Source organism: Streptomyces sp. NPDC002499 (assembly GCF_053595415.1).
This window is the reverse complement of sequence record NZ_JBSFXO010000003.1, coordinates 385388-409573: the sequence shown is the minus strand read 5'-3', so window position 1 is coordinate 409573 and position 24186 is coordinate 385388. Positions and strand designations below refer to the sequence as shown.

Genomic DNA, 24186 nt, shown 5'->3' with positions numbered 1-24186 from the left:
ACTCCCTAGCGAGACGGAGCACCGCTTTCGCGTACTCCACGACACGGCTCCGGACCAGCACCAGACCATGGTGGCCAACCACTCCCGACGAGCGGTCTACGCGGCAACAGGAGGGCGCCGGATCTCACCGGAGGAGCTCGATCAGCTCCGGGACGGCATTGTTCGCCTGGCCCGCGAGCAAGGCTTCCCGTCGTCACGATCCACTGTGCAACGGAGCCTTTTCGATCAGGCAACGGCGCAAGTGCTGCACGAGCAGTGCCTCATGGTGCCGGGCGAAGCCTCACAGCGACAGGTGTGGGCGTTCCTCTCGCTCGTCCTCCTGCCCGACGTGTGTGCCTGGCGGTGGCCGGCGGACTCGGACGGCCGTTACCCGGCCGACCGATTCAAGGGAACCGACCTGACTCGACACGCGCTCGCCCGTCTGTGGACCCGTGCGCATGTACTTCACGACCCGATGGCCGACGATCCCTACCATCTGCTGGACGTCTTGGGTGAGAACGACCTCGATCAGGTCATGGCCAGACGCTCCAGCCTCGCCGCGTCGCCGGCGCTGGTGAGAGCGATCGTCCTGGCGCACCGCGAGGACAAGGCCGACGCGAGCGTCTCCACCCGGGAGGTATTCCGGCAGAGTCTCATGCGGCTGCTCCGGCTTACTGCGTTCCTCGACCTCGACTCCGCATCGGAGCCGGAATTGGGGCACGTGGTGAGGAAGGTTCGGTCCGAAGCCCGGTCTGCGCTGACAAAATGAGGGATCGAGGCAAGACCGCGTGAACACTCGGTCTCACCGGCGGTTGAGACGATCTCGCGACCGAGAAGATCACTGGAAAATGATTCGGATCCGGAAAGGTGAACTTTTGGCCAGCGGGCTGCGAGTCGGACAGGTCTATCGCTACGCGGGCAGCCAGGACCCGAGGCCGGCAACTCTCAACGACCATCCGAACTTTCACCACGTCACACACTCACCGGGTTTAAAGAGGGTATTACTGACCGCGGGAATCAACGGGATAGCAGCAGTCGATGCGCCTGATGGATCCCGGCGCCCCGCCATCCTCGTCCGGTCGAGCCCTTGGAAGGCCGGCACCGAACAGACGCCATGGCACGACGTGTTCGACCTGGATAACGGGCACGTTCGCTATTTTGGCGACCACAAATCAGGTCTGACTGTTGCACCCGGGTCTACCACCGGAAATTCGGCACTCTTGGATGCTTTCACCGGCCATCAAGGCCGGACCCCCGCGGAGCGCACAGCTGCAGCTCCTCTTCTCCTCTTTCGCGCCGTTCCACGGAACGGCCAGGTGAAGGGATATGTGGAGTTCTGCGGCGTAGGGATCATCGAGCGCACAGAGCGACTGGTCCAATGGGGCGGCGGCGAACACACGACGTTCGTCAACTACGTCTACGACATCGCTCTCCTTGACCTGACCGCTGAGGACGACACGGTTGCATGGGAGTGGATCTGCGCCCGCCGAGACAAGAATGTGTCCCACGCGCAGGCCCTCGAAAAGGCACCACGAGCGTGGCGGGAGTGGGTCAAGCAAGGCAGCTCGGCTCTGCCGAGGCTCCGACGGCGAGTCGCCCGAGCCAAGGTCGCCAAAGTACGCGACCAGCGTGCCCGACCGGACAGTGCGGATGCCGCTGACCTGGAGCTCGTCTACGAACACTTCGACGGGCGCAAACACGACTTCGAAGCACTGGCTGCGACGGTGGCCGCCCGTGTGTTGCGCGGAGCCGGCCACAGCTACTTCGAGGGTTGGTTGACGCGCCGTTCCGGTGACGGCGGAGCCGATTTCGTCGGCCGGCTCGATCTCGGCAACGGCTTGGCTGGCACGAGCCTCGTCGTGCTCGGGCAGGCCAAGTGCGTCAAACCCGACACCCTCATCACAGCCGAGCACATCGCTCGCGTGGTTGCCCGACTCCGCCGAGGTTGGATCGGTGTCTACGTGACGACGGGCTCGTATTCCGAGCCTGCACAGATGGAGATTGCCGAAGATCAATACCCGATCGTGCTCATCAACGGTATGACCCTGGTTCACGAACTTCGAAGCATGGCTCGCGACGACCATGGAGGCGATTTGCCGGCATGCATGGAGCACGTTCTCAAGGGCAGGGAGCCCGCCGTCACCAACAGACGTCCGGAAGAGATCCTGCTCCAGTAGCCCGGAGTCGAGGCTCCCGACCGAAAGCGAGTCCCCTACGCTGTCACCGAGAGGTGAGTGAGATGTGAACGATCCCTTCCTCGGTGGCAATTGAAACGTCCGCACCGAGGGCCGCCACGTCTCGTACCAGGGTTCCGAGAGGAACAGTCAGTTCAATACGCTCGCAGCCTGGATCCCAGATCCGTACGGCACCTTGGTCACCGGCGATCAATCGGACACGGCCATCCGAACCGGTGCAGGCCGTCAGCACCCGCACCCCGCCGAGATGACCGGTCAGCGTGTTGAGCTCAGTGCCACTGCCCGCATCCCAGATCCGCACCGTACCGTCGGCCCCACCGGTGGCCAGCCGCACACTGTCGTCGACATCCATGAACGCAGCCACCACCCCCACTTCACCTACATGGCCGGTCAACGTGGCGATCTGTGTTCCACGGTCCGGGTCCCAGATCCGCACCACACCATCGGCTCCACCGACGGCCAGCCTCAAACCACCGTCCGTACCGGTGAACGCTGCCACCGAACCCACGCCGCGGCCATGACCACCCCACGCGGCGAGATGGTCACCTCTTCGGCCATCCCAAATTCGCACCGTGCCATCCGCTCCACCCGTGACCAGCTGAAGACGGCCGTCGGCGGCTGTGAACGCCGCCACTGAACCGACCGAGTCGTCGTGACCGTTCAACGCGAAGAGCTCAACGCCTCCGTCCGGATCCCAGATCCGTATCACGCCGTCATCACCACCGGTGACGATCCGAACGCCGTCGTCGCCAGCGGTGAACGTCTCCACGGCATGGATCTCACCCTCATGGCCGTGCCAGGCGGCCAGCTCGGTTCCACCGTCCGTATCCCAGATTCGCACCATGCCGTCTGCCCCACCGGTGACCAGCCGGGCACCGGTGTCCGCTCCGGTGAACAATGCAACCGCCTGCGCGTCCCCGATCCGATCTGCCTGCGCGACGTGCTCGATGCCGCCGGCCGCATCCCAGATCCGCACCGTCCCGTCTGTCCCACCAGTGGCCAGTCGAGCGCGGTCGCCGGTGCCGACGAACGCCGCAACCGACCCCAACGAACGGCTATGGCCGGCCAGAGTTCCGAGCTCGGCACGGGTCCACGGATTCCAGATGCGCACCGTCCCGTCGTTTCCACCGGTGGCCAGCCGCACATCGCCATCCTGATCGGTGAGTGCCACCACGGCCCACACCCCGCCGTCATGGCAGAGCCACGCCGCCAGTTCGGCTCCGGTGTCCGCGGCCCAGATACGCACGAGCCCGTCGTCACCGCCGGTGGCCACCCAGATGCGGTCGTCTTCTCCCGTGAACGTCGTCACGCCCCACACCCATCCGAGATGCCCGGTCAGCACCGCGAGTTCACAGCCGCCATCGGGATCCCAGATACGTGCCGTGCCATCACCGCTGCCGGAGACCAGGCGAACGCCGTCACCCTCGACCGTGAACACGGCGATCGTCCACACCGAACCGGTGTGACCGTTCAGCTCGGCGATCTCCTTACCGCTCTCCGGATCCCAGATCCGGAGCACACCGTCACCGCCGCCGGAGACCAGCCGGACACGGCCCTCCCCGTCTTGGAACGCCGCGATCGCTCCCACCGAACCGGTGTGGCCAGGCCATACGGCCAATTCGGCGCCGCCGTTGAGATCCCAGATCCGCACAGCGCCATCGCCGAAGTCACCGCCAGTGGCCAACCGGACACCGGTGTCCCCACTGGCATACACCGCCACGGCACCCACCCATCCCGCCTGACCGGGCCAAGCGGTGAGCTGGGTACCACTGTCCGCGTCCCAGACCCGCACCATGCCGTCGCCGCCGCCGGAGACCAGCCGGGCACGGCCGTCGCCGCCGCTGAACGTCGCCACGGCACCCACCCCATCGCTGTGGCCGGTCAGGGCGAGATGCACGGCGTGGCGGGGCAAGCGTGCCCACTTCACCGTCCAGGCGGGTACCGGATCGTGCGCCTCCGGTCGGGGAAGGGCCGGCTCGGAGTGATCCGTGTAGCGGACGCTCGCCAGTTCGCGGATGCCTCGGCGATCACCGGGTGCCGCGGTGGCGAGCATGTGTTGTGCCCCGAGTACTCCGGCGATGGCGGGCGGCAGGGTGGAGCGCCCGAACGTGTGGAGCATGACGTTGGTCGTGACGGCTGTGGGATCGAGACGGTCCAGAACTCGGGGATGACATGCGAGGTCCTCCCAGGCGCCGCCGAGCGCCGCGTGCGCGGGCAGGTACTGGGAGATGTAGGGGTTGAGTTCGCGCTCGGGAAGCCGGGAGTCGACGTCCGCTGTGAGGCGGGTGGAAATGAGGTGGTGGCGCGGGTCCGGTAGGGACGGAACACGGAAGTGCTCTGCGAACGTGCGGTGAGCGAGGCGATAGACGCTCTGTCCGGACTCCGTATCGAGCATGAGGTACGGAGCCGCAGTCCGGGTCAGGGTGTCGATGTGTTCGTCCGTGACGGTGAGACCGTCGGCGATCGCAGTCGCCGTGGACGCCCAGATGCCGTCGCGCAGCGGCAGCCCGTGTCCTTGGGCCAGCGCGAGCGCTACGAGGAGAGGGCCGTTCACCGCGGCGCCGGCGGTCAAACGGTCGACTGCGCGGGCGAACAGCCGACGGTGGTCGCTGTCGAGTAGAGCGTTCAGCTCGTGCTGGTCGCCCCCGGTGAGCAGGGTCGGGTTCTGCAAGATCTCGTGGACGGCCAGACGGGCGTAGAGGAACTCCCGGTCGCGTTCACCGATGGCGGTGGCGATCTGATCGATGCGATTCGATGAGGCCGCCTCGGGCCGGGCGGACACCGCATCGGTCAGGCGGCGGCGCACGTAGCGAGTCACGGCGTCCCCGTCTCGGGGCACATCGATCAGCAGGTCGGCCTCACCCAGGGCGTCGAGTAGGTCCTCGTCAACGGGCCGGGGGAAGTCTGGGCCCTCCTTGGTGGAGCGCCGGGTGCCGACGATGACGCGCACCTGAGGGAGTTTCGCGAGCCTGCGCAGGACGCGCTGGGCGCTGACCTGAGGGAGGTGACCTTCGTCGAGGCCGTCGGCGAGCAGAGTGAAGGGTTTACCCCGTTTCTGCATCTGCGTGTGCAGCCAGTCCGTCTGGACGGTCGGTGACGGGTCCCTGGGAGGCGTGGGGAGCCCTGCGGCCTGCGCGATCCGGGACACCACGTCTTGCGGTGCAGCACCCGTCAGATGAAGGACGGCGTCGAAGGGGTCGCGCGGGCACGGTGCATCGGAAGGCAAGGGGTCGAGTTGCCCCGCGCGTGCCAGCAGGCTGCTCAGTTGCGGCCTCGTATGCACCAAGACGTGGCCCAAGAGCGCGGATTTACCGGAGCCGGACGCACCGGTGACGACGGCGAGGCCACCACGGGCGCTGTCGAGCCAGTTCAGAAGCTGATCGCGCTCGGCTGCCCGCCCCTCGAAGTACCAAGCCTGTTCCCCGAATTCGGCACCACTCGCCTTGGGAATGAAGTGGCGACGCTCGTCGTCGGTGAAGCCGGCGAGTACCGCTTCGATGTCGGCGAGGACGTCCAGCGGAGCTGTGATAGCGCCGGCCAAGGTTGGAATCCTGCGCTCCAGCGCAGCGGTGGGCTCGATGCCGTGCGGGATGACCGGGCAACCGGGCAGGTTCCGGCTGAGCTCGGCGGCAAGGGCCCATAGGCTGATGGTGTTCTCGGCGGGAAAGTTGACCGTGAGGGCGGTATCCAGAGCCTTACGGAACCGGCCCAGGTTGGCGATGCCTTCCTCCGAGGTCGCCACCATCAGGACGTTGCGCGGGCCACCGGCGGCATCGGCATGGGCTTCGGCGCTCATCAGCTGAACGAACCTGGCGGACCGGCACGCATCGATGACGACGATCGCCCATGTCCCGTCCGCCAGCCGGTGGCCCTGGCGAGACGTGAGGTACTCGACGATCCTCTCGGGGGACATGCCCCCGGTCGTGAGCGGGCGAGGACTACGGGAGTGGGCCAATCGCGCCGACTGGCCGTCGCTCTCCCCGTGACCGAGCCAGTACAGAAATGTGTCGGCGGGGCTGGTCGGCGCGGCCCAGTGGTTCAGGCGTTCCTCGACCGCGTCGGCGCCCCGGTCTTCGTCGGGCACCTCCCACGGGTGGGCCTCGGCACCGAACGGAGCCAGGAGTTCGGCCACGCTCTCGACTTCCACCGCCGTGTCGAGCGGGTCATGGTGGTCGTACCGGCCGATGGCGACCGGGAAGTACTGAAGGGGACGCAAGTCCTCGGAATCCATCGACATGGCGGCGACCGTTCCCTCACCCGTCCAAGTCCGAGGTGTCGGGCGCGGCCGCCAGAAGCAGCTGCGTCACGGGGGAATTGCCGCCGGTATTCACCCGGACCCGGTACAGCCCGGGGGAAGTCAGCGTCACGGGGGCTCCGATCTCGCCGTCCATCCATCTCAGGCGGGGGGTGTCGAGTCGGCGGTCGTTCTCGGCGTCGTGGATGCTGCACTGGATGCGCGCCGGCGAGTCGACTCCGGTCACATGCAAGATCCAGGTCTCCCCCACCTCGACCGAGTCCGGTACGACGACGCCGATCTCGCCAGCTCCCAATGGGAGGCCCAACTCTTCGTCGGGTTCCGTGAGGACCGCCTGTACGTAACGCAGTGCCACGCTGTCCTTGGCCAGGGCTCCATGCTGCAAGGGCAGGTAGGTGACACCTGCGCCGCCCAAGGAAGCCGCATCCCGCTGGACCGTGCCGTCGCCCGCGCGGTCATGACGCTCGGGGATGCCGTCGGGGGTGCGACGCAGACCACCGTCGGTATCCGGGCGGAAACCGACGTACTGCGTGTGGACGATCCCGCCCTCCAATCGCAGGCTCTGCATGGTGGGTTGAGCGATACCGACGACGGCCCGATGCCCTGGCAAAGTCTGTGGACCGGCCATCCGTATGCGCTGCCGGAACTCCTCTGCCTGTTCGGCGAGTTCTTCGTCACCGCCGAGTCCTCCCACGTCGCGCGGGGTCAGCCGATGGACCTCCAGACCTGCGTCGACACAACGGAAGCCGGGCAGCAAGTCGTGCACACCGGGCAGAGTCGCCGCCAGGGCGGCCATGCGGGATCGGGGCAAGGTGGGCAGGGGATCGTGGCGGCTTCCGTTGAGGATGGCGGCCGCCTTGACGGAGCCATGGAAGGGAGTACCCAGGGTGATCACTGCACGCGTGTCCGACATCAGGTCCGCGCTCGAATCCGCGAGGGCGGCACGGGTGACGAGGCCGCCCATTGAATGGGCGACGAAGACGAGACGCGCGGGACCGTCGCCACCATCGGCCATGGCATGAGTGCGCCAGGCATCGAGGTGGGAGCGGGCCGCCGCGGCGAGCCGCGCACCGTTGACGGTCACGGGCAGTCGCCAGTCGTACGGGAATTCCAGGATGGCCACAGGGTCCGCAACGGTCTTTCTCACCGCATCGACCAGATCACCGTACGGTTCGAGACCCTGTAGGAACGGCGCCCAGGTGGGGACCTTCAACAGTCCGGTCGCCCTCACGCGCCCGTACTTCTCGGTGCGCTCATCGGGGGTCAGATGCAGGGGTAGGAGTGCGTCGCGGCGACTCCAGGCGCGCGCGAGCAGGTTGACTCTCAGTCCCCAGAGGGGCTCGCCGGTCGCGGCGTCTTCCAACGCACTGCCCATGATCCCGGGGATGACAATGACGGCGTCCCTGGTGATGTCGGCAGTCGTGGACGGCAGCGGTGCCCACGGTCGTCGTTGTGCCCCCGCCATTTGTTCTTTTCCCTTCCCCCGGTCGGCTACATCTGGAAACGATATCCAGCGCGCCAAGGCCGAGCGAGTCGAACGGCGGTACAAGCCCCAACCGCCGCTGCACGCCGAGTCACATGATGGGAAGTCGGGCCGGGGCGGCTCTCCGCTAGAGCGTCGGATCCCAATAACCGATCTTCATACCGTCCGGCGTACCGTAGAGGTGCCAGCGCGACAGGTTGCGATTCCAGTGCTGGCATGCCGTTTCCGGGAGTTGCAGACAGCCGTGGTCCGCACCCTTGTTGGTGAGCATGCAGTTGGGGTCGTACAGACAGGAGTCGTTGTCGACCGCCCTGGTCACTACTGCGTCTAGGTTCTGTTCGAGTACGGTGCGCAGGGCGCCGAGGGTGAAGTCGCTCCCTCCGTTGGGATAGATGGCGAAGGCCAGATCGTGTGGGAAGAGGTACTCGGACAGGCTCATCTCGCTGTACCCGCTGTCGACCGCGAGAGCCCGCAGCAACTGGTGGGACAGCGAATGCAACAGCCCGAAGAGTTCGTGCACCGCGTAGTCGGGATGCTCCTGGCCCGGGGGTGCTTCGTGCGAGAGCGCCTTGCCGCCACTCCGGCCTAGCTGGTGCACCAACCATTGGGCGACGCCCCCGGCCTCGACCAAGTCGCTCCGATCGACAAGGTCGTTGCGCACCAGCCAGCGGGTGACCCTCGCCCTGTCCACGGGGAACAGCAGCGCCTCCGCCTGCGTGGGGTGTGCGTAGAGCAAGGTCTTCTCCGGAGCGCCCCTGACGGCCCGGCCGCGGTACGGAACGAGGTCCGCCTCATCGGGGCTGAAGCCGGTACGGCTGTAGCCGATGGCGAGGTAAGTGATGGGCAATTCGGTCACCAGGCAAGTCTGATCACCGTCGAAGCCGGCCTGGGAGAGAACCTCGGGAAAACGCTCGTACAGCGATCGGCGTGCCGGGGTACGGGCTTCCTTGGCCAGGCGCTGAATGTCGAGGCGTTCCAGGTTACGCACCCGTTGATAGGTGTACAGATCCGCTGCGAGTACGCGGACGTCGTCACCGTCGACGTCGAGGCCGAGGGCCTTGCCGACCTGCTCACGCAGGCGGTCCACTTCGACCGGCATGAACCTCGCCCGCAGCGCCCTCGCCTGGTCGACGAGGCCCGCCTGTTCCATGGCCCGGACACTGGCGATCACCTCGTCGGGGACATCGACCGTATGTCCGTCGGTGAGGCGTCGGAACTCGCCCTCGGTGATCTCTCCGAGCCACCGGGCCAGCACCGCCACGGTGTAGTTCGGGTTGCTCTGTCGGGCCGCTTCCTCGGTCGTGGTGACGTTGACGAGGGTGAGACCCTGACCGACGTGCGCAGTTCCGGCCGTGTGCAGCAGAGGGCTCATGAGCTTGTCCGGGTAGCTGCACGAGGTGTTGCCGCAACTCCTCTGTACAGCGAGAGGGAAGCCGCAGGTCATGCACTCCCAGCGGAAGTCGCGGAACCGGCTCGGGCGGTCGTCGAGCCTGAACTTCGTATGCCCCCTGGGGCACTTCTGCGGCGGATACATCGGCGAGATCTCCCCGCACCGATGCGCGAAGACGAACTGGAGTTGACGATTGCCCACCCCGTTGCCGCAGCTGGGACAGGACGGCGGCCACTGATCGGTCCCGGGGCGCGGATCGCCGGCCGCCCAGACGTGTCCGCAGCCGGAGCTCGAGCAGCGTACGACCCGCGGCCAGACTCGGCAGAACACCTTGCCCGGAACGACGACTTCGTAGTGACGCGAAGCCAGGCGGTCCTCGTCTCCGGGAAACTCAGGGGCTCGGTCGGCGCCAGCGGCGAGCGCACGGCCTGCTGCTCGCCAGCTGCCGACGAACCGCATCGCCGCCTGAACCAATTGGTCGCGGTCGAGTGAAGGGCCGTCGAACTCGTCGTCTCGCCCGTATTGCATCACCTGGGCGGTGTATCCGCCGCGGTGGTCGAAGGTCTGCCCCGGGCGGAAGCGGTAGAGGACCTGGCCGCGGTCGCGGGCCATGTCGTGTTCCCTGGGATTGAACGCACCCATCAGGACCTCCGACCGTCGGAAACGATGTGGAAGGGAATGCCCTCGGAGACGTCTCGGAGGCTCGTCATGGGCCGGTATTCCAGGCCCAGGTAGTCACCGGTGGCGCGGTAACCACGGTTGTTGCCGCCCGCGAGACCGGCGGAGGCACCCGCAGATCGGAGGCTGGTGATCGCGTGCTCCACCAGGTCCTCCAGATCTGTCCGGAGTTCCTCTCCTTCGGGACGCGCGGACTGGAAGACGGCGTGCATCGTCTCCAACAACTGAGTGAGTCGAACCGTGGACAAGCCCCCGGCCGCCGGATCACGCAGAGCCGCCTGCATCTTGGACAGGTCGTGCAGATGCCCGGGGGCCTTGCCCTCCCGCCACCAATCGTGATTGGCGATCTGCAGGACGTGGCCCATGAGGATGCCGGGCAGGGTGCGACGTACCGCGAAACGGCTCCATCGGTTGATCGCGACCGGCTCCACCATGCGGTCCAGGTACTCGTGGAACTTGCCGTGGTAGCGGTAGTGCGATCGGTCGCGCTCCCGTACCGGGTTGAACAGCATGAACACCAGGCCGTGATAGGCGCGGCCGACTCGGGACGACGCCTGGATGTACTCGGCCATCGAGCGGGGCATGCCGTTGAACAGCATGAGATTCAGCCGGTCCACATCGACGCCGTGACTGGCCATGCTGGTGGCCACGACCATGCCCGTATCCCCATCGGTGGTGCTCAGGTCCTCTAGAACGCCGCGCACCCCGTCGAGGCCTCGGTTGTTCTCGCTCTTGAGCTCGGCCACCTGGAGATCGGGGAAGCCGTACCGGCGCAGGGTCTCGTTGACCTGGGTGTCCAGTGAGCGGCGGATCTTCCCGAAGTCGACGAGCGAGGTCACGTACGTCAGACTCGTACGGTAGAGGTCCACGGTCGCCGTGAGCTCGTCCTCCGGCCAGCCGGCGAACTCGTCGGGCAGGTCCTGACGCAGAACGAGCTTCCACAGCGCACGATGCGCGGACGTGAGCATCCTGACCAGCGTCATCTCGGCCGTGCCGCGGGTCGGCATGACCCCGACGAAGCGGCGCATGGGTCGGTCTCGGTCCAGCTTCCAGTAGAAACTCTCGTCCAGGCTGGGCCCCGGCAGGGGCACCACCACCGACGGAAGCCCGAAGAGGTGCTCGCTTTGGCGGTCCTCGCCGCGAATGGTCGCGGTGGTCGCCACCACCTTCATACGCACGCCTCGACCATCGGAGCGCTGCCGGGCCGAAAGGGTTCGCTGGACCTCGGCGAGCAGGCCTTCGTAGTGCCCGGAGAAAGCCCCCAATTCCTCGTTGACCATGTGGAGTTCGTCAATGATCTCCAAGGACGGGGACGGGTCGTAGAGAGATTCCTGCAGGGGCCGTGGAGGGGTCTTCGAGTGACCCGACGCGTAGCGCTCATTGCACTTCCCGCCCCGCCCGAAGCCGTGCTCCGGGCAGCGGCAGTCGACGTCCCCGAAGAGTGCGCCGAACTTGTCGGACAGGCCGATGTTGGCGAGCTTGTCGAGCGTCCCCACCACCACCGTGGGGAGATAGCGGTAGATCTCCGCATCCACGACGATGATCGGCAAGGTCTCCCCACACTGCTCATTGCCGCATACGTGCAGGAGCCTGAGCTTCTTCGGGTCTGGAGGTGGAACCTTGACGGACGCCTCACCGCAGTACGGGCAGACGTGAACCAGACGGTACTCGTGGCGAGCCTCCTCGCTCGAGCGCAGCCGGTCGAGCATCCCGTCCGCCAACAGCGAGTTGGGCGTGTTGCCGCTGCCGGCATAGAAGCCGATGAAGAAGGGCCAGTCCACGCCTCCCATGGCCTTGATCCGGTCTGTGTTGCGCCGACGCACGGTGTCGGCCGCGGCGACCACATCGAGCTGTCGCTGCGTCTGCTGAAGGGTCAGTAGACGCAAGGGGAAACGACACCAAGCCGAGACGCCCTCCTTCTTGCCTCGGAGCCGGTCGTAGAACATGCACACCACGACCAGTCCCAGATACGCCTCGGTCTTGCCTCCACCCGTCGGATACCAGACGACGGTCGCCGCCTCGGTGGGATCCGCGTTGTGTTCGTCGCCCCAGAGCCCCGGCGTGAACTCCTCCTCCGGGTGCTCACGCCATGCCAGAGCCCCGAGCTGGCTGACGATGGCCACCAACTGGAACAGGCGCCACCCTCGGATCGGCTTCGTACGACGGCTGCCGAGCTCCACCATGGACTCGTTGGCCAGTCGGAAGGCGAACAGCAGTCGCTCGTCACGCCTCAGCCAGGCGATGCCGTCGCGGAAGCGCGCCACCTCCAGCGCAGAGGCTTCCCTGTCGGCCTCCTTCTGGCGGGCCAGCGCCGGCTCGCCTTGGAGATCGGCGGTGCTCCACACCGGATCCGACAGGTACGCCTCCATGGTGTCGGCGAGCTCGTCGAGGGCGGGGAGCGGATCCGCGGCGAGAGCCTCGTACGCCCATCGTTCGTCGGTACGCGCCACGGCGCGGTGTGTGTCGTGCACCGGAACCGGCACACTGCTGATGCCTACGAGTCGCCCATCATGCCAACGTGGTTCGACTCCGCAGTTGTTGGCATACGCGCCCAGTTCACCGGAGTAGCGATACGCATCGGCGCCGAGGTCCATCTCGATGGGGAGCAGACGGTCGCCTTCGACTTCGAGTCCCACGCGGAAGAGGGTGTGATCCCTGGCTTCGTCCCGGCGGGTTCGTCCGGAGTTGCCGCCGCGCCCCTGAACGGTGATCATCGGGTCGGTCGCGAGGTTCTGCAGGGTCACGGTCACCCGAAGCCGGCTTGACGCCACCGGGCGCGATGTGATCACGACATGGGCATCAGGAGACGGACGCACGGGCTCGCCGACCGCCTCCCGGGCCAGCCACTTCTCGAAGGCCGATTCGTCCGCCATCGCGGCGGGCGGGACCATGCGCTCCCGGCGGTCGTGTCCCTGACGGCGGTCGATGCGAGGATCCCGGAACGCCTGGCGTACGGCCTCGTCGAAGGCTCGCCGGAACTCCGTCTCCAGGGTCTTCGTCTGACGCAGGCCTGTCTGTCCGAGGACGACGTCGACGGGCCCGACCATCACTTCGAGACACCGGAACACAGGCGCTAGCCGGTATGGCTCCGTACGCTCGCCGGCCCACTGCAGCTGCTGGTCACGCGTCGGCAGCACGGCATAGTAGAAGGAGGCACTGGCCTTGACTGAGATCTCGCTGCCGTTCTCGGCCTCGAACTCGAAGCCGAGGCTGTCCGGAGCGGTGCGGCCGTAGCTCGACACGGCGCCACCGGGCCCAGAATTCGGCGCGAGGCTCGCCATGTAGTAACGGGCGCTCGGGGGTTCGCCCAAGCAGACGTCACCGTCCGATACGCCGGTCGCATCGCGTACGACGGCGTTGACGAGGTAGTCGACGATCGCCGTCTGTTGAGGGACGGTCGGCTCGAAAGGCGATGCGCTCATCGGGCCCTCCCGGTCGTGGCGACGGGGCGGAGGACGCCGGTCGACACGAACCGCAGGTGTCCGTCGGCGCAGGACGGGGCGAGGCAGGGCGCAGGGGCAGGGTTCGGCAAGCATGCCGAACCAGCCCGTAGGACATGAATGTCCACGGAATCTCCAAGGTCCGCGAGTCAGAAGCCGCCCCGGCACGGCGCCAAGGTCGGACATCTTCTGCTTCTTCGAACCTCATCAGCATCGGTGGACACCTCACGAAGTCTCAAGCGGCTGGCCGATGTTGATCGAAATTGACCCGACCATGCTCAGTAGTTGGCCGAGTTGATCATGCGTGGAGATGGGCAGCGGACCTTCGGGCAACCCCTTTCGTGTCCCAACAGATCAGGGATCGAAAGGACTGTCCCAGGTGTCTGCGACCAGAGCAGGCAGCGACCGTCGTTTCTGACGGTGACGCCCCACTGCCCCCCTCTGCTCACCGGCTGGCCCACCACCCCCACAGGTAGCTGGCCATCGCCCTCAGCACAGCCCCGGCCAACCAGCGCGCGACGAGCGTGGCCATCCGCCGCCGCGTCCGCGGTGTGCACCATGCGTTCCGCGCCTTGGGGTCTGCTGCACGATCGGGTGACATCTGAACTGGCTTGCTCTGTGGGGCGGGTGAAAAGGATGTCGCTGTGCCCAAGCCTTATCCCGAAGAGTTCCGCGAGGACGTCGTGCGGGTCGCGAGGAACCGCAGCCCGGGCGTGACGGTGGAGCAGGTGGCCGCCGACTTCGGAGTGCATGCGATGACACTGTGGAAGTGGATGCGCCGCGCGGACCACATCCCTCCGTGCCTGACCACTCGCTTCGGCTTCGTCCACCTCTCCAATATTTGTGCGGGCAAGCGGCCGTACGGGCCTCTCCAAACCAAGACTCAAACGACTTCCCAATAGCAGTCGTCAAGCCGCGGCTGGGATTGGGGAACGGAATTCGTAGGAGGTGTTGTCGCGGATCATGACCCAGACGACGTTGAGACGTCGGCGGGCCAGGGCCAGTACAGCCTGGATGTGGCTCTTCCCCTAGTTGCGTTTGCGCTGGTAGTAGTGCTCAGAGACGGGACAGCAACGGATGCTGGCCATCGCAGCGAGGTAACAGGCCCGCAGCAGGCCGCGGGGGTAGCGGCGGGGCCGGTGCAGGTTGCCGCGGACACAGCCGGAATCGCGCGGGACGGGGGCCAGGCCGGCGAAGCCTGCCAGCCGGTCCGAGGTTCCGAAGGCTGCAAGGTCTCCACCGGTGGCCGCGATGAACTCGGCCCCGAGGCGGGGCCCCACGTCAGGCAGGGATTCGATCACCTTGGCGTGTGGGTGGTCGTGAAAGCGGGCCTCGATGAGCGCATCGAGTTCGGCGATCTCTGCGTCCAGGTCAAGAACGCCCTTGGCGATCCGGACCGCCATCGCGGCGGCCAGCTTCTCTCCAGGCAGGGCGATGTACTGAGCTTCTGCCGCTGCGACAGCGGCCTCCGCGAGCGAGGAGGCGTTCTTGACGCCTCGGTTCTTCAGCCAGGACCCGAGGCGGCGGACTCCGATGCGACGGATCGCGCCCGGCGTCTGGTAGCCGGTCAGCATGACGACGAGCCCTCGGCCCTTGCGAGTCAGGGCACGTTCCAAGGCCGGGGAGATCTCAAGGAGTTGTTCGCGCAGCCGGTTGATCTGCCGGGTACGGTCGTTGACGAGATCGAGGCGGCGGCCGGTGAGAATACGCAGGTCGACGGCGACCTCGTCACCGGGACGGAGCAGTCCAAGGTCCTGGCGCATGCGGGCCTGGTCGGCGATGACGTGGGCGTCCTTGGCCTCGGTCTTGCTCTGACCGCGGTGGACGGCCAGGCCGGTGAGGTAGGTCATCGGCTGTCCCTGTTTGAGCAGGGCCCCGATGAGCAGGGCGGCGCAGTCGTGGTTGGTGTCCATCGCCCACAGCTATTCGCCCGGATCGGCGAGAGCGAGCACCTCACGGATGAGGTCCAGCAGCTCGGGTTCGTCGTTGCCGACGGGGCGTGACATCTTCCGTTCACCACGGGCGTCGAGTGCCACGCAACGGTGATGTTCCTTGCCTATATCGACCCCAGCCCAGATCGTGAACATGGCCCCCTCCGTCAGCTGTTCGTTCTGTGATCCCGCGGACGGCCTTGCCGACGTTGTCCTACACAGCGATCAAATCGCTTATCCCAATGAGTGGTTGTGACCGTCACGGGCTCCGGGCGGCCAAGTCATTTCAGCCATCGACCGGCGTCAAGCTGACAGCCATACCCGGAGTCCTCGGGCTCACGGATCCTACGAATGACCGGCGTGGGCCCGCGCTAGAACGGTAGGACAGGCTCTAGGAGATGTATGACGTCTCAACCACGCTGCTCGGGGGCACGCGTAGTCCTGGACGGATGCGGCATACGGCTCGGATACTTCCGTTTTCAGAGGGCATATCCACTCCATGGAGCCGCCTGGGGAGGAGCCGACAGCGGTACGCCGCGCGCAGGACGATCGGTTGTGGCAACACGGCGTGCATGAAGACGGAATGCTCTTCCAGCGCGGATACCTCTTCCTGCTCGCACAATCACTCCAGGTCGTGGCCTACGCCACCGTGTTGTCTGCGAGCGCGGGAGGCGGGCCCAATAGTCATACGAGTTTGACGGCAGCCCGAGTCATCGCTGGTTTCGGGATCGTATTGACATTGTCGTGGATCTACGTCGGTCATCGGCACTTCCAGTACAGCAAGGCCGTACAGCGTCGGATCGAGATTCGGCTACCGGAGTACCGAGAGACGCGCGCAGCGAGCCGTGCACCCGGCCTCAGTTCCATGCCGATCATCGTCTACGCACTACCGGCCCTGGCGGCAATCATGTGGTTGATCCTGTTGTTCCTCTAGCGCGTACACCGCCCGCTTGAACAGGGGCTGATGTTGGCGATAGGAACGGCGGAGCTTCTTTCCCCTTTGATGGTGGGGCTGGCCCGCGTGATGCTGCCACGCCAACCGTGGCAAAAGGGCCCCCGCCGTGGCGGGAGCCCTGATTTCCCGGGACACGGGTGCGCTGCAACTTCAGTCGACGCTGCGGCGGGCGTCGACGCGGGACTCGTACGACTGGATTACAGCCCCGGACAGAAGGCGCAGACCGTGAAAGCGTTTCTTGGGGAACTCTCCGCGCCGGATGGCGTTCCGCTCGTCCATCCACTGCTCGATGTACCGCTCCCGCTCCCCCGAAGGCAGTACGACAGAGATCAGCCTCAGCTTCAAGCCCACTCGCGTCTCACGGTGGTTGCGTAGCTTGCTGACCTGCAGGTCACGCAAAAGGGGAAAGACCACGTCGAACAGGCGGGACAACAGCGTCATAGAGCTGGACAGACGAGACTTACCCGATTGGCCCCATCCTGATGGCAATTGCGCTCTGATTGAGATATAGGCCACCACAGCTATAGCTGCTCCGACTACAGCCGCCAGACCTGCCACAAACCCGGTCGAGCCCGTATCCATATTGGATTGGTCCATTCAGGAGTCGGTGACTGGCCTGCCTGCGGTGCGGCCGCTGGGCTTGTGCTGACGTTCGTATGCTTCAGCCAGTTCGGTCCGGGCGTGCTCTGCACCATCGTTGGTGAACTGGTAGTACCGTCGGCGCGGCCTCGGCGGCACTGCCGCTTCGTGCTCTTCCGGCTTCTCCCAGAAGCTCGTGATGATCCCCGCGCGTTCCAGTCGCGCCAGGATGGGGTGGATGGTTCCGCTCTGGAGCCCCACTGCCTGGCCGAGCGTCAGGCCGTAGTGGGCTTGTGTGGGGTTCAGGAGCATTTCCTTCAGTACCAGCTGTGTCTGCAGGGTCATGCGGATTCCGCTCATAGCTCTCTCTGCCTCCTCTCGTTGGGGTTGTGGATGTCAGTCGACCTGGCGCCGTGGCTGAACCTTCGCGTCCCACAGGATCCGACATGCGCTGCGGAAGAGGCGGAGGTGATGCCCCCAGGGAAGACGCTTCCGCTGCAGACGGAGACTGTTTCGCTCCTCCATCATCGCTTCAGTCCGCCACTTTTCTGCTCGCGGCAACAGGATGTTGATCAGCGACATCCGCACGCCGCGCGTCGTCTCGTTGCGGTGCTGGCGCACGCACGTACGCGCGTCACGCGAATCCGCAGCGCTGAAGTAGATGCCTACGGCCGAGCTCGCCACGCCGCCGGCGAGCATTACGACCAAGCTCCACCCCCGGTCGAGCGATAGGAGGGGTACCGCGTAGACGGTTGCCAGTAAAACCACTGCCATGCTCACGAAGCCCAGCGAGGTGGTCCTAATCATTCTCGAAGTCTAGCTAGCTTGCAGAGCTATCTCTACCTAGGGCGAGAAGCTATCTCTACTTAGGTGGACATCTACCTAGGTGGCCATGTAGCGTCCGGAGCACGACGTGAGAAAGGACGCGCCATGGCAGCCAGTGAGCTGGACGAGACGGAGAACCGGGAGCCCGGCGACGTGATGCTGGCCTGGGATTTCCGGCTGGATCGCTCGGGAATGCGGGTCAGGGCCGGACGGCATCTGCAGCTGTCCATGTCTCTGGCGATGATCTGGTGGTTGCTGACCGTGGCCGGAGTGGTGTCGAGCAGCCCGTTCTGGGGGCAGGTCATCCTCTGACCCCGGGCCCCCTTCTACGTGCGCCCGGTGGATTCGGCTGTCCGCGCGGCCTGCGCCAGGACTTTGAAAGCCGCGACCTGCCGATACCGTCCGCCGTCCCCGGACAACCCGCTGAAAGGCAATTGACTCCGCCCGCGCCTTCAGGGGCGTGATCAGCCATCTCAGCCCTCGTCGGGCGTCAACCTCAGCGAGATGCTGTTGATGCAGTACCTCTGATCGGTCGGGGTCGCGTACCCCTCACCCTCGAACAAATGCCCCAGATGCGACCCGCACCGAGCACACCGCACCTCCGTCCGCACCATCCCGTGCGACCGGTCCGCCACAAGTTCCACCGCATCGCTATTGCGTGCATCGAAGAACGACGGCCAGCCGCAGTGGGATTCGAACTTCTCGTTGGAGGTGAAGAGTTCGGCGCCGCAGGCGCGACAGGAGTAGACGCCCTTGGTCTTGGAGTCGGTGTACTCACCGGTGAACGCCGGTTCCGTGGCGGCCTGTCGCAGCACCGCGTACTCCGCCGGGTTCAGCTCCGCGCGCCATTCCTCGTCCGGCTTTTCGACGTCGTACGACATGAAGCTCAGCCCCTTACTTCGCGAGACGGTCCAGGATCAGCGGGCCGAGGTCCGTCACGTCACCCGCGCCCATGGTGAGAACGAGATCACCGGGCTTCGCCATTCCCGCGACGGCCTCCGGGACGTCCGCCTTGTCGTGGACCGGCGTCACGTCCGCGCCCGCCGCCCGGGCCGCCTCGATGATCAGTTCGCTCGTCACGCCGGGGATCGGGTCCTCTCGCGCGGGGTAGATGTCGAGGACCACCGAGGCGTCGGCCAGGGAGAGGGACTCGCCCATCTCCTTGCCGAGCTCCTGGGTGCGGGAGAAGAGGTGCGGCTGGAAGACGACCAGGATGCGGGCTTCTCCGACCGCCGCCCGCATCGCCTCCAGGTCCGCCGTCATCTCCGTCGGGTGGTGGGCGTAGGAGTCGACGACCTGGACGCCGGCCGCCTCGCCCTTCAGCTGGAGGCGGCGCTTCACGCCCGTGTAGGCGGCCAGCGCGGGGGCCAGTTCGGCGGCCGGGATGCCGAGGGCGGCGCCCGCGGCGAGGGCCGCCACCGCGTTGTGCGCGTAGTGCCGGCCGGGGACGGAGACCGTGAAGGTGAGTTCCTCGCCGTCCAGGAGGACGGTGACCTCGCTCTTGAGGCCCTGGGGGACGACGGACAGGACGCGTACGTCGGCGTCCGGCGCCTCTCCGTACGTCACCGTCCGCACCGCGCCCGCCAGCCGTCGGGTCAGCTCGCGCGCGCCCTCGTGGTCCGCGGAGATCACCAGGGTGCCGCCGGGGACGATGCGTCCCGCGAAGGTCTCGAAGGACTCGTAGATCTCGTCGATCGAGGCGTAGTTGGCGTGGTGGTCCAGCTCCACGTTCAGGACGATCGCGACCTCGGGGGCGTACTTGTGGAAGCTGCGGTCCGATTCGTCCGCCTCGGCCACGAAGATCTCGCCCTCGCCGTGCAGCGCGTTGGAGCCGGGGGCGTCGAGGTCGCCGCCGATCGCGTACGACGGGTTCAGGCCCAGCTCGCCCAGCGACACCGCCAGCATGGACGTCGTCGTCGTCTTGCCGTGCGTGCCCGCGACCGCGATCGGGCGCAGGCCCTCCATCAGGGCGGCCAGCGCGTCCGAGCGGTGCACCACCGGGATGCCCAGCTCGGCCGCGCGGGCCAGCTCCGGGTTGTCCTTGCGGATCGCCGAGGAGACGACCACGCTGCTCGCGTCGTCGGCGAGGTGCTCGCGCGCGTGCCCGATGTGCACCGTCACGCCCAGCGCGCGCAGGGCCTCGGCGGTCGCCGACTCCTTCGCGTCACTGCCCGCCACCTGGGCCCCGCGCTGCGCGAGGATCTTCGCGATCCCGGACATCCCGGCGCCGCCGATGCCGATGAAGTGCGGTCGGTCCATGGCGGTGGGAAGGCCGGGTGCCATGCGTGTCTCCCTGTGCGTGCTGCTGAGGCTGACGTTCAGCGGCCAAGCCTATGCCGTGCCGCTGACAATCAGTGACGTCCGCCCGGAGTCCCGTCCCATGTCCCGACCCGTCAGACCCGAGGCCGTCCCAAGTCCCGCCCCCGTCAGACCCGAGGCCGTCCCCAGGTCAGGTCCACGTCATGCCCGGCGCCGAGCCGCCGTCACGCCTTGCTGTGCGAGAACAGCTTCAGCACCGGTACGCCGACCTTGTGCCGGGCCCTGGACGCCCAGTCCCGGTGGAAGAACTCCTCGACGTAGTGCGGGTCCGTCAGCACGAGCACCTCGTCCGCGCCGATCTCCTCCACCAGCGCCCTGAGGGCGTCCAGCGGGTGGTCCTCGACGATCCGGCCCTCCGCCTCGCTGCCGGCCGCGTGCAGCGCCTGCAGCGACACCTCCAGGGCCCGCTCGCCGAAGTCCTTCGCGGCCTCGCCCTCGGGCACCTCGTTCTCCCGGGCGGCCTCGTCCAGCTCGCCGAGCGCGACGTCGTCGATGGCCCGCAGCAGGCGGTCCGCCTGGTCGCCGCGGGGCTGGAGCAGCACATGGAAGGCGACCTGCTCGTCACCGTGCAGGGAGGTGACGAACTCCACGTCGGCGGACGTCAGGGCTTTCTCGATCATCAATACGCTTGTGAACACCGGGCGCCCCTTCTGCGGAAACCATCCTGCCCCGTGGTGTCACGGGGACTTGCGAGATTCAGTGTGCCCGCCGAACGCTAAGCGGAACGGTATATTCCGCTGATTTCGGGACCGGTGAAACCGTTGAACGAATTTCAAGTGCGCTGGTAGCGGCCGAAAAGGAAGCCCTCTTCGGTCAGCAGGGACACCAGTGCGAATCGTTGTGGAACCGCGACGGACGGGCCGCCCGCGATGCGTTGGGCGTCCCCTGCCGTGAGCATCGGCGACAGCGTGAGACAGAGCTCGTCGAGGACTCCGGCGGCGATCATCTGACCCAGCAGCCGGGGACCGCCCTCCGTCAGCAACCGCGTGTGACCGAGTTCGCCGAGCGCGCGTACGGCACAGGCGGGGTCCACTCCCACGCCGTCGCCGGCGATCACCACGCGGGCGCCGGCCTTCTCGGCGGCGGCGACCCGGTCCGGGGCGGCCGACGCGCCCGTGAGGACGAGCGTCGGCACCAGGGGCGAGGTGAACAGCGGGAGGGAGAAGTCGAGGTCCAGGCTCGCGGTGACCACCGCGATGGCGGGCGCCGGGCCCTGTCCGGCCGCCGCCCGCGCCGCCGCGAAGTCGTCACGCGCGCGTGCGGGCCGGTAACCCTCCTGGCGTACCGTTTCCGCACCGACCACCACGACGTCCGCGAGCGCGCGCAACGTGCCGAAGATCCGCATGTCGGCCGCGTTGGAGATCCCCTGCGACTTGCCACCGTGCTGCGCGGCCCCGTCGAGCGTCGACACCATGTTGCCCCGCAGGTAGGGCACGGGCGGCCCGTCGGCGGGCGCCTCGGGATAGGCGTAGGCGGCGGAGAGCTCGGCGAGGGTCCATTCGCGATCTCCGAGACCCCCTCCGGGCTCCGGACCTACGAGGCCCCCTCCGGACTCCGGATCCACAAGGTCCCCGCCGGATTCCCGATCTGCGAGGTCCCCTCCGGGAGAACCACCGGGTCCTTCGGAAGCGCCCGGCACCCCCTCGCCCCGTCCCGCCCCAGCGCCGGAGGCCCTCGTCGTTGTCTCGTCCGTCACAGGGAACAGGCGTCGCATGTCGTGCAGTGTGGCACGGCGCCTACCATGGTGAACCGTGTCGTCCTCCCCTGCCGCTCCCGGTCTCAGCCCGATAGCCGCCCCGGCCCCGCTGTCCCTGTGCGCCCGCGCTCCGCACGTCCCCGCGGAGCGGCTGGTCGCCGAGATGGTGCCGCCGCCGCGCTTCGACTCGGTCCGCTTCAGCACGTACATCCCGGACCCGAACCAACCGAGCCAGACCGAGGCCGTACGGGTCCTGGAGGGCTTCGCGGCCGGCCTCGGCGGGGCGCACTCCGTGGGGGGCGGCAAGCGCGGGTTCCTCGGGTTCGGGAAGGCCAGGGCGCCGAAGACTCCGGCCGGGCCCCGAGGTGTCTATCTGGACGGCGGCTACGGCGTCGGCAAGACCCACCTGCTCGCCTCCCTCTGGCACGCGACCCCGGCCGAGCCGGCTCTCAAGGCGTTCGGCACCTTCGTCGAGCTGACCAACCTGGTCGGCGCCCTCGGCTTCCAGCAGACCGTGCAGACCCTCTCCGGCCACCGGCTGCTGTGCATCGACGAGTTCGAGCTCGACGACCCCGGCGACACGGTGCTCGTCTCCACCCTGCTCGGCCGGCTCGTGGACGCGGGCGTCGCGCTCGCCGCCACCTCCAACACCCTGCCCGGCAAGCTCGGCGAGGGCCGCTTCGCCTCTGTCGACTTCCTGCGCGAGATCCAGGGCCTGGCCGCCCGCTTCCGCTCCCTGCGCATCGACGGCGAGGACTACCGCCACCGCGGTCTGCCGGCGGCGCCGACGCCGTTCTCGGACGAGCAGGTGACGAAGGCCGCGTACGCCACCGAGGGCGCCTCGCTCGACGACTTCCCGCAGCTGCTCGCCCACTTGGCCAAGGTCCACCCGAGCCGGTACGGCGCGCTGACCGACGGGCTCAGGGCGGTCTGCCTGACCGACGTCCAGGCCGTCCCCGACCAGTCGACGGCGCTGCGGCTCGTCGTGCTCGCGGACCGGCTCTACGACCGTGAGGTCCCGGTGCTGGCCTCGGGGCAGCCCTTCGACCAGCTGTTCAGCGAGGAGATGCTGAACGGCGGTTACCGCAAGAAGTACTTCCGGGCGATCTCCCGGCTCACCGCGCTGGCCCGCGACGGCAAGGCGCTGGTCGAGGCCCGCTAGCGGCGGCGTAAACCGACTTGATCACGCCAAGCCACCCGCACATTTCAGGCTCTCTTCAGCTCGAAACGTTAAGTTAACCCTGCAAACGACTTCGCAGGGTTACCGTGTTTCTTGACCAGCCATTGACCAGGCTTTGGTCTGCACAAGAGGCGTGAAGTGTCCGGAGGGGGGCGCATGTTCCGAGGTACGACGACCAGGACCGTCATCGCGGCCCTCGCCGCCGTCCTGCTCGCCCTCCAGTTCTTCGCGCCCACCGCTTCCTTCGCATCCGCGCACACGGTCCGTCAGGTCGAGGCCAAGGCCCCACCCGGAATCAACCTCTCCGGCAAGGCACTTCGCGACAAGACGATCACGTTCCGACACTGCGATCACCCAGAGGACCCGACCGGTCCCCTGCGCACCCGCGACCGCCACCGCGCGGTCGACGTCACACCGGAAGACCCCGAACGCCCGCTGCTGGTCCAGGACCCGGCGGCCGAGCACCCCCCGGTCCCGCCCCGGACGCCGCGTACGTCGAGACCCTCGACAGCCCACTCCCCAGCGGCACTTCAGGTCTTCCGCTGCTGACAGCAGAGCAGTCCCCCCACTCACACACATCTGTCTGCGGCTGAATCCGTCCGAACGACACCGTCGTCCGACGACGCATCCGTCCGCACACTTCTCTGTCCTGCCCCCACACCGACGCGCCGCCGCGCGCCAGGAGGAGTCATCACATCATGCAGCCCCTCATCGACAACGCCCGCACGTTCGGACAGCGCCCTGAGGAGTTCGCCAAACTCGCCGAAGGCCAGTCTCCGCAGGTGCTGTTCATCACCTGCTCCGACTCCCGGGTCGTCCCGGCCCTGATCACGGGCGCCCGCCCCGGCGAGCTCTTCGAACTGCGCACCGCAGGCAACATCGTTCCGCCGTACGCCTCCGAGCACCCCACCAGCGAGGCGGCCACCATCGAGTACGCCGTGGAGGTGCTCGGCGTCCGCGACATCGTCGTCTGCGGACACTCGCACTGCGGCGCCGTCGGCGCCCTGGTGCGCGGCGACGACCTGACCGCCGTACCGGCCGTACGCGACTGGCTCGCGCACGCCGCCCCGCGCCCCTCGGGAGCGGTCGAGGACCCGGCCGTCGCCGAGGGCGTGCAGAGCCACGTCCTGACGCAGCTGCTGCGCCTGCGCTCCTACCCGTACCTCGACAAGAAACTGAAGGACCGTCAACTGTCCTTGCACGCCTGGTACTACGAGGTCCACACGGGCGCCGTCCTGGCGCACGACCCGCAGTCCGACACCTTCGCGGCCCTGTGAGCGC

General features: G+C 67.2%; 19 protein-coding genes and 1 pseudogene. 8 read left to right on the top strand and 12 right to left on the bottom strand.

What is annotated here, in order from left to right; genetic code table 11:
• The first annotated feature begins 67 nt into the window (after positions 1-67).
• On the top strand, positions 68-748 hold the full coding sequence (locus ACWD5F_RS09840; protein WP_451252803.1) for a DUF6339 family protein: 681 nt from the start codon (positions 68-70) through the stop codon (positions 746-748).
• A gap of 106 nt (positions 749-854) precedes the next feature.
• A complete protein-coding gene (locus ACWD5F_RS09835; RefSeq protein ID WP_451252801.1) occupies positions 855-2156 on the top strand; it encodes a restriction endonuclease in 1302 nt (433 codons plus the stop codon).
• Between the two features lie 43 nt (positions 2157-2199).
• Here the strand turns inward: ACWD5F_RS09835 and ACWD5F_RS09830 are convergent, their stop codons facing one another.
• From ACWD5F_RS09830 to ACWD5F_RS09815, 4 genes are all read right to left on the bottom strand, one after another.
• Entirely contained in the window at positions 2200-6411 is a 4212-nt protein-coding gene (locus ACWD5F_RS09830) for an nSTAND1 domain-containing NTPase (RefSeq protein ID WP_451252800.1), read from the bottom strand.
• Positions 6412-6427: 16 nt separating this feature from the next.
• A complete protein-coding gene (locus ACWD5F_RS09825; protein ID WP_451252798.1) occupies positions 6428-7894 on the bottom strand; it encodes an esterase/lipase family protein in 1467 nt (488 codons plus the stop codon).
• Positions 7895-8039: 145 nt separating this feature from the next.
• A complete protein-coding gene (locus ACWD5F_RS09820; RefSeq protein ID WP_451252797.1) occupies positions 8040-9944 on the bottom strand; it encodes a hypothetical protein in 1905 nt (634 codons plus the stop codon).
• Entirely contained in the window at positions 9944-13606 is a 3663-nt protein-coding gene (locus ACWD5F_RS09815; RefSeq protein WP_451252795.1) for a helicase-related protein, read from the bottom strand. Before ACWD5F_RS09815 ends, ACWD5F_RS09820 begins: the two co-directional genes overlap by 1 nt.
• A gap of 458 nt (positions 13607-14064) precedes the next feature.
• Here ACWD5F_RS09815 and ACWD5F_RS09810 point away from each other — a divergent pair, with 458 nt between their 5' ends.
• Positions 14065-14322 (top strand): transposase, encoded by a 258-nt coding sequence (locus tag ACWD5F_RS09810; protein WP_451252793.1) that lies wholly within the window; start codon positions 14065-14067, stop codon positions 14320-14322.
• Between the two features lie 6 nt (positions 14323-14328).
• Here ACWD5F_RS09810 and ACWD5F_RS09805 read toward each other — a convergent pair.
• A pseudogene (locus ACWD5F_RS09805) lies at positions 14329-15507 on the bottom strand (IS110 family transposase).
• 343 nt (positions 15508-15850) lie between these two features.
• Between ACWD5F_RS09805 and ACWD5F_RS09800 the strand changes: the two are divergent.
• On the top strand, positions 15851-16285 hold the full coding sequence (locus ACWD5F_RS09800) for a hypothetical protein (RefSeq protein ID WP_451252791.1): 435 nt from the start codon (positions 15851-15853) through the stop codon (positions 16283-16285).
• A 171-nt stretch (positions 16286-16456) separates the two neighbouring features.
• Here the strand turns inward: ACWD5F_RS09800 and ACWD5F_RS09795 are convergent, their stop codons facing one another.
• The 3 genes from ACWD5F_RS09795 to ACWD5F_RS09785 are packed head-to-tail and all read right to left on the bottom strand — an operon-like array spanning position 16457 to position 17692.
• Complete coding sequence (locus ACWD5F_RS09795; RefSeq protein ID WP_451252789.1) at positions 16457-16903, bottom strand: hypothetical protein; 447 nt, start codon at positions 16901-16903, stop codon at positions 16457-16459.
• The gene (locus ACWD5F_RS09790) at positions 16904-17245 is read right to left on the bottom strand and encodes a PadR family transcriptional regulator (RefSeq protein WP_451252788.1); all 342 of its coding nucleotides are present in this window, start codon (positions 17243-17245) and stop codon (positions 16904-16906) included.
• Between the two features lie 36 nt (positions 17246-17281).
• Positions 17282-17692 carry a hypothetical protein gene (locus tag ACWD5F_RS09785; RefSeq protein ID WP_451252786.1) on the bottom strand — a complete coding sequence of 137 codons (411 nt, stop codon included), beginning with the start codon at positions 17690-17692 and terminating at the stop codon, positions 17282-17284.
• Positions 17693-17815: 123 nt separating this feature from the next.
• Between ACWD5F_RS09785 and ACWD5F_RS09780 the strand changes: the two genes are divergently transcribed.
• The gene (locus ACWD5F_RS09780) at positions 17816-18022 is read left to right on the top strand and encodes a hypothetical protein (RefSeq protein ID WP_451252784.1); all 207 of its coding nucleotides are present in this window, start codon (positions 17816-17818) and stop codon (positions 18020-18022) included.
• 161 nt (positions 18023-18183) lie between these two features.
• Here ACWD5F_RS09780 and msrB read toward each other — a convergent pair whose 3' ends face one another.
• The 4 genes from msrB to ACWD5F_RS09760 all read right to left on the bottom strand — a co-directional run bounded on the left by msrB (position 18184) and on the right by ACWD5F_RS09760 (position 21743).
• Complete coding sequence (msrB, locus tag ACWD5F_RS09775) at positions 18184-18591, bottom strand: peptide-methionine (R)-S-oxide reductase MsrB (RefSeq protein ID WP_451252782.1); 408 nt, start codon at positions 18589-18591, stop codon at positions 18184-18186.
• Between the two features lie 13 nt (positions 18592-18604).
• Positions 18605-19993, bottom strand: coding sequence for a UDP-N-acetylmuramate--L-alanine ligase (gene murC / locus ACWD5F_RS09770; RefSeq protein ID WP_451252780.1), 1389 nt, complete (start codon positions 19991-19993; stop codon positions 18605-18607).
• A gap of 200 nt (positions 19994-20193) precedes the next feature.
• On the bottom strand, positions 20194-20667 hold the full coding sequence (locus tag ACWD5F_RS09765) for an indole-3-glycerol phosphate synthase (protein WP_123997036.1): 474 nt from the start codon (positions 20665-20667) through the stop codon (positions 20194-20196).
• Between the two features lie 134 nt (positions 20668-20801).
• On the bottom strand, positions 20802-21743 hold the full coding sequence (locus tag ACWD5F_RS09760; protein ID WP_451252778.1) for a pyrimidine reductase family protein: 942 nt from the start codon (positions 21741-21743) through the stop codon (positions 20802-20804).
• 37 nt (positions 21744-21780) lie between these two features.
• Here ACWD5F_RS09760 and zapE point away from each other — a divergent pair, with 37 nt between their 5' ends.
• The 3 genes from zapE to ACWD5F_RS09745 all read left to right on the top strand — a co-directional run bounded on the left by zapE (position 21781) and on the right by ACWD5F_RS09745 (position 24182).
• Positions 21781-22887 (top strand): cell division protein ZapE, encoded by a 1107-nt coding sequence (gene zapE, locus ACWD5F_RS09755; protein ID WP_451252776.1) that lies wholly within the window; start codon positions 21781-21783, stop codon positions 22885-22887.
• Between the two features lie 174 nt (positions 22888-23061).
• On the top strand, positions 23062-23454 hold the full coding sequence (locus ACWD5F_RS09750; RefSeq protein WP_451252774.1) for a hypothetical protein: 393 nt from the start codon (positions 23062-23064) through the stop codon (positions 23452-23454).
• A gap of 149 nt (positions 23455-23603) precedes the next feature.
• Positions 23604-24182, top strand: a complete 579-nt coding sequence (locus ACWD5F_RS09745; protein WP_401721563.1) for a carbonic anhydrase — start codon at positions 23604-23606, stop codon at positions 24180-24182.
• Positions 24183-24186: the final 4 nt, after the last annotated feature.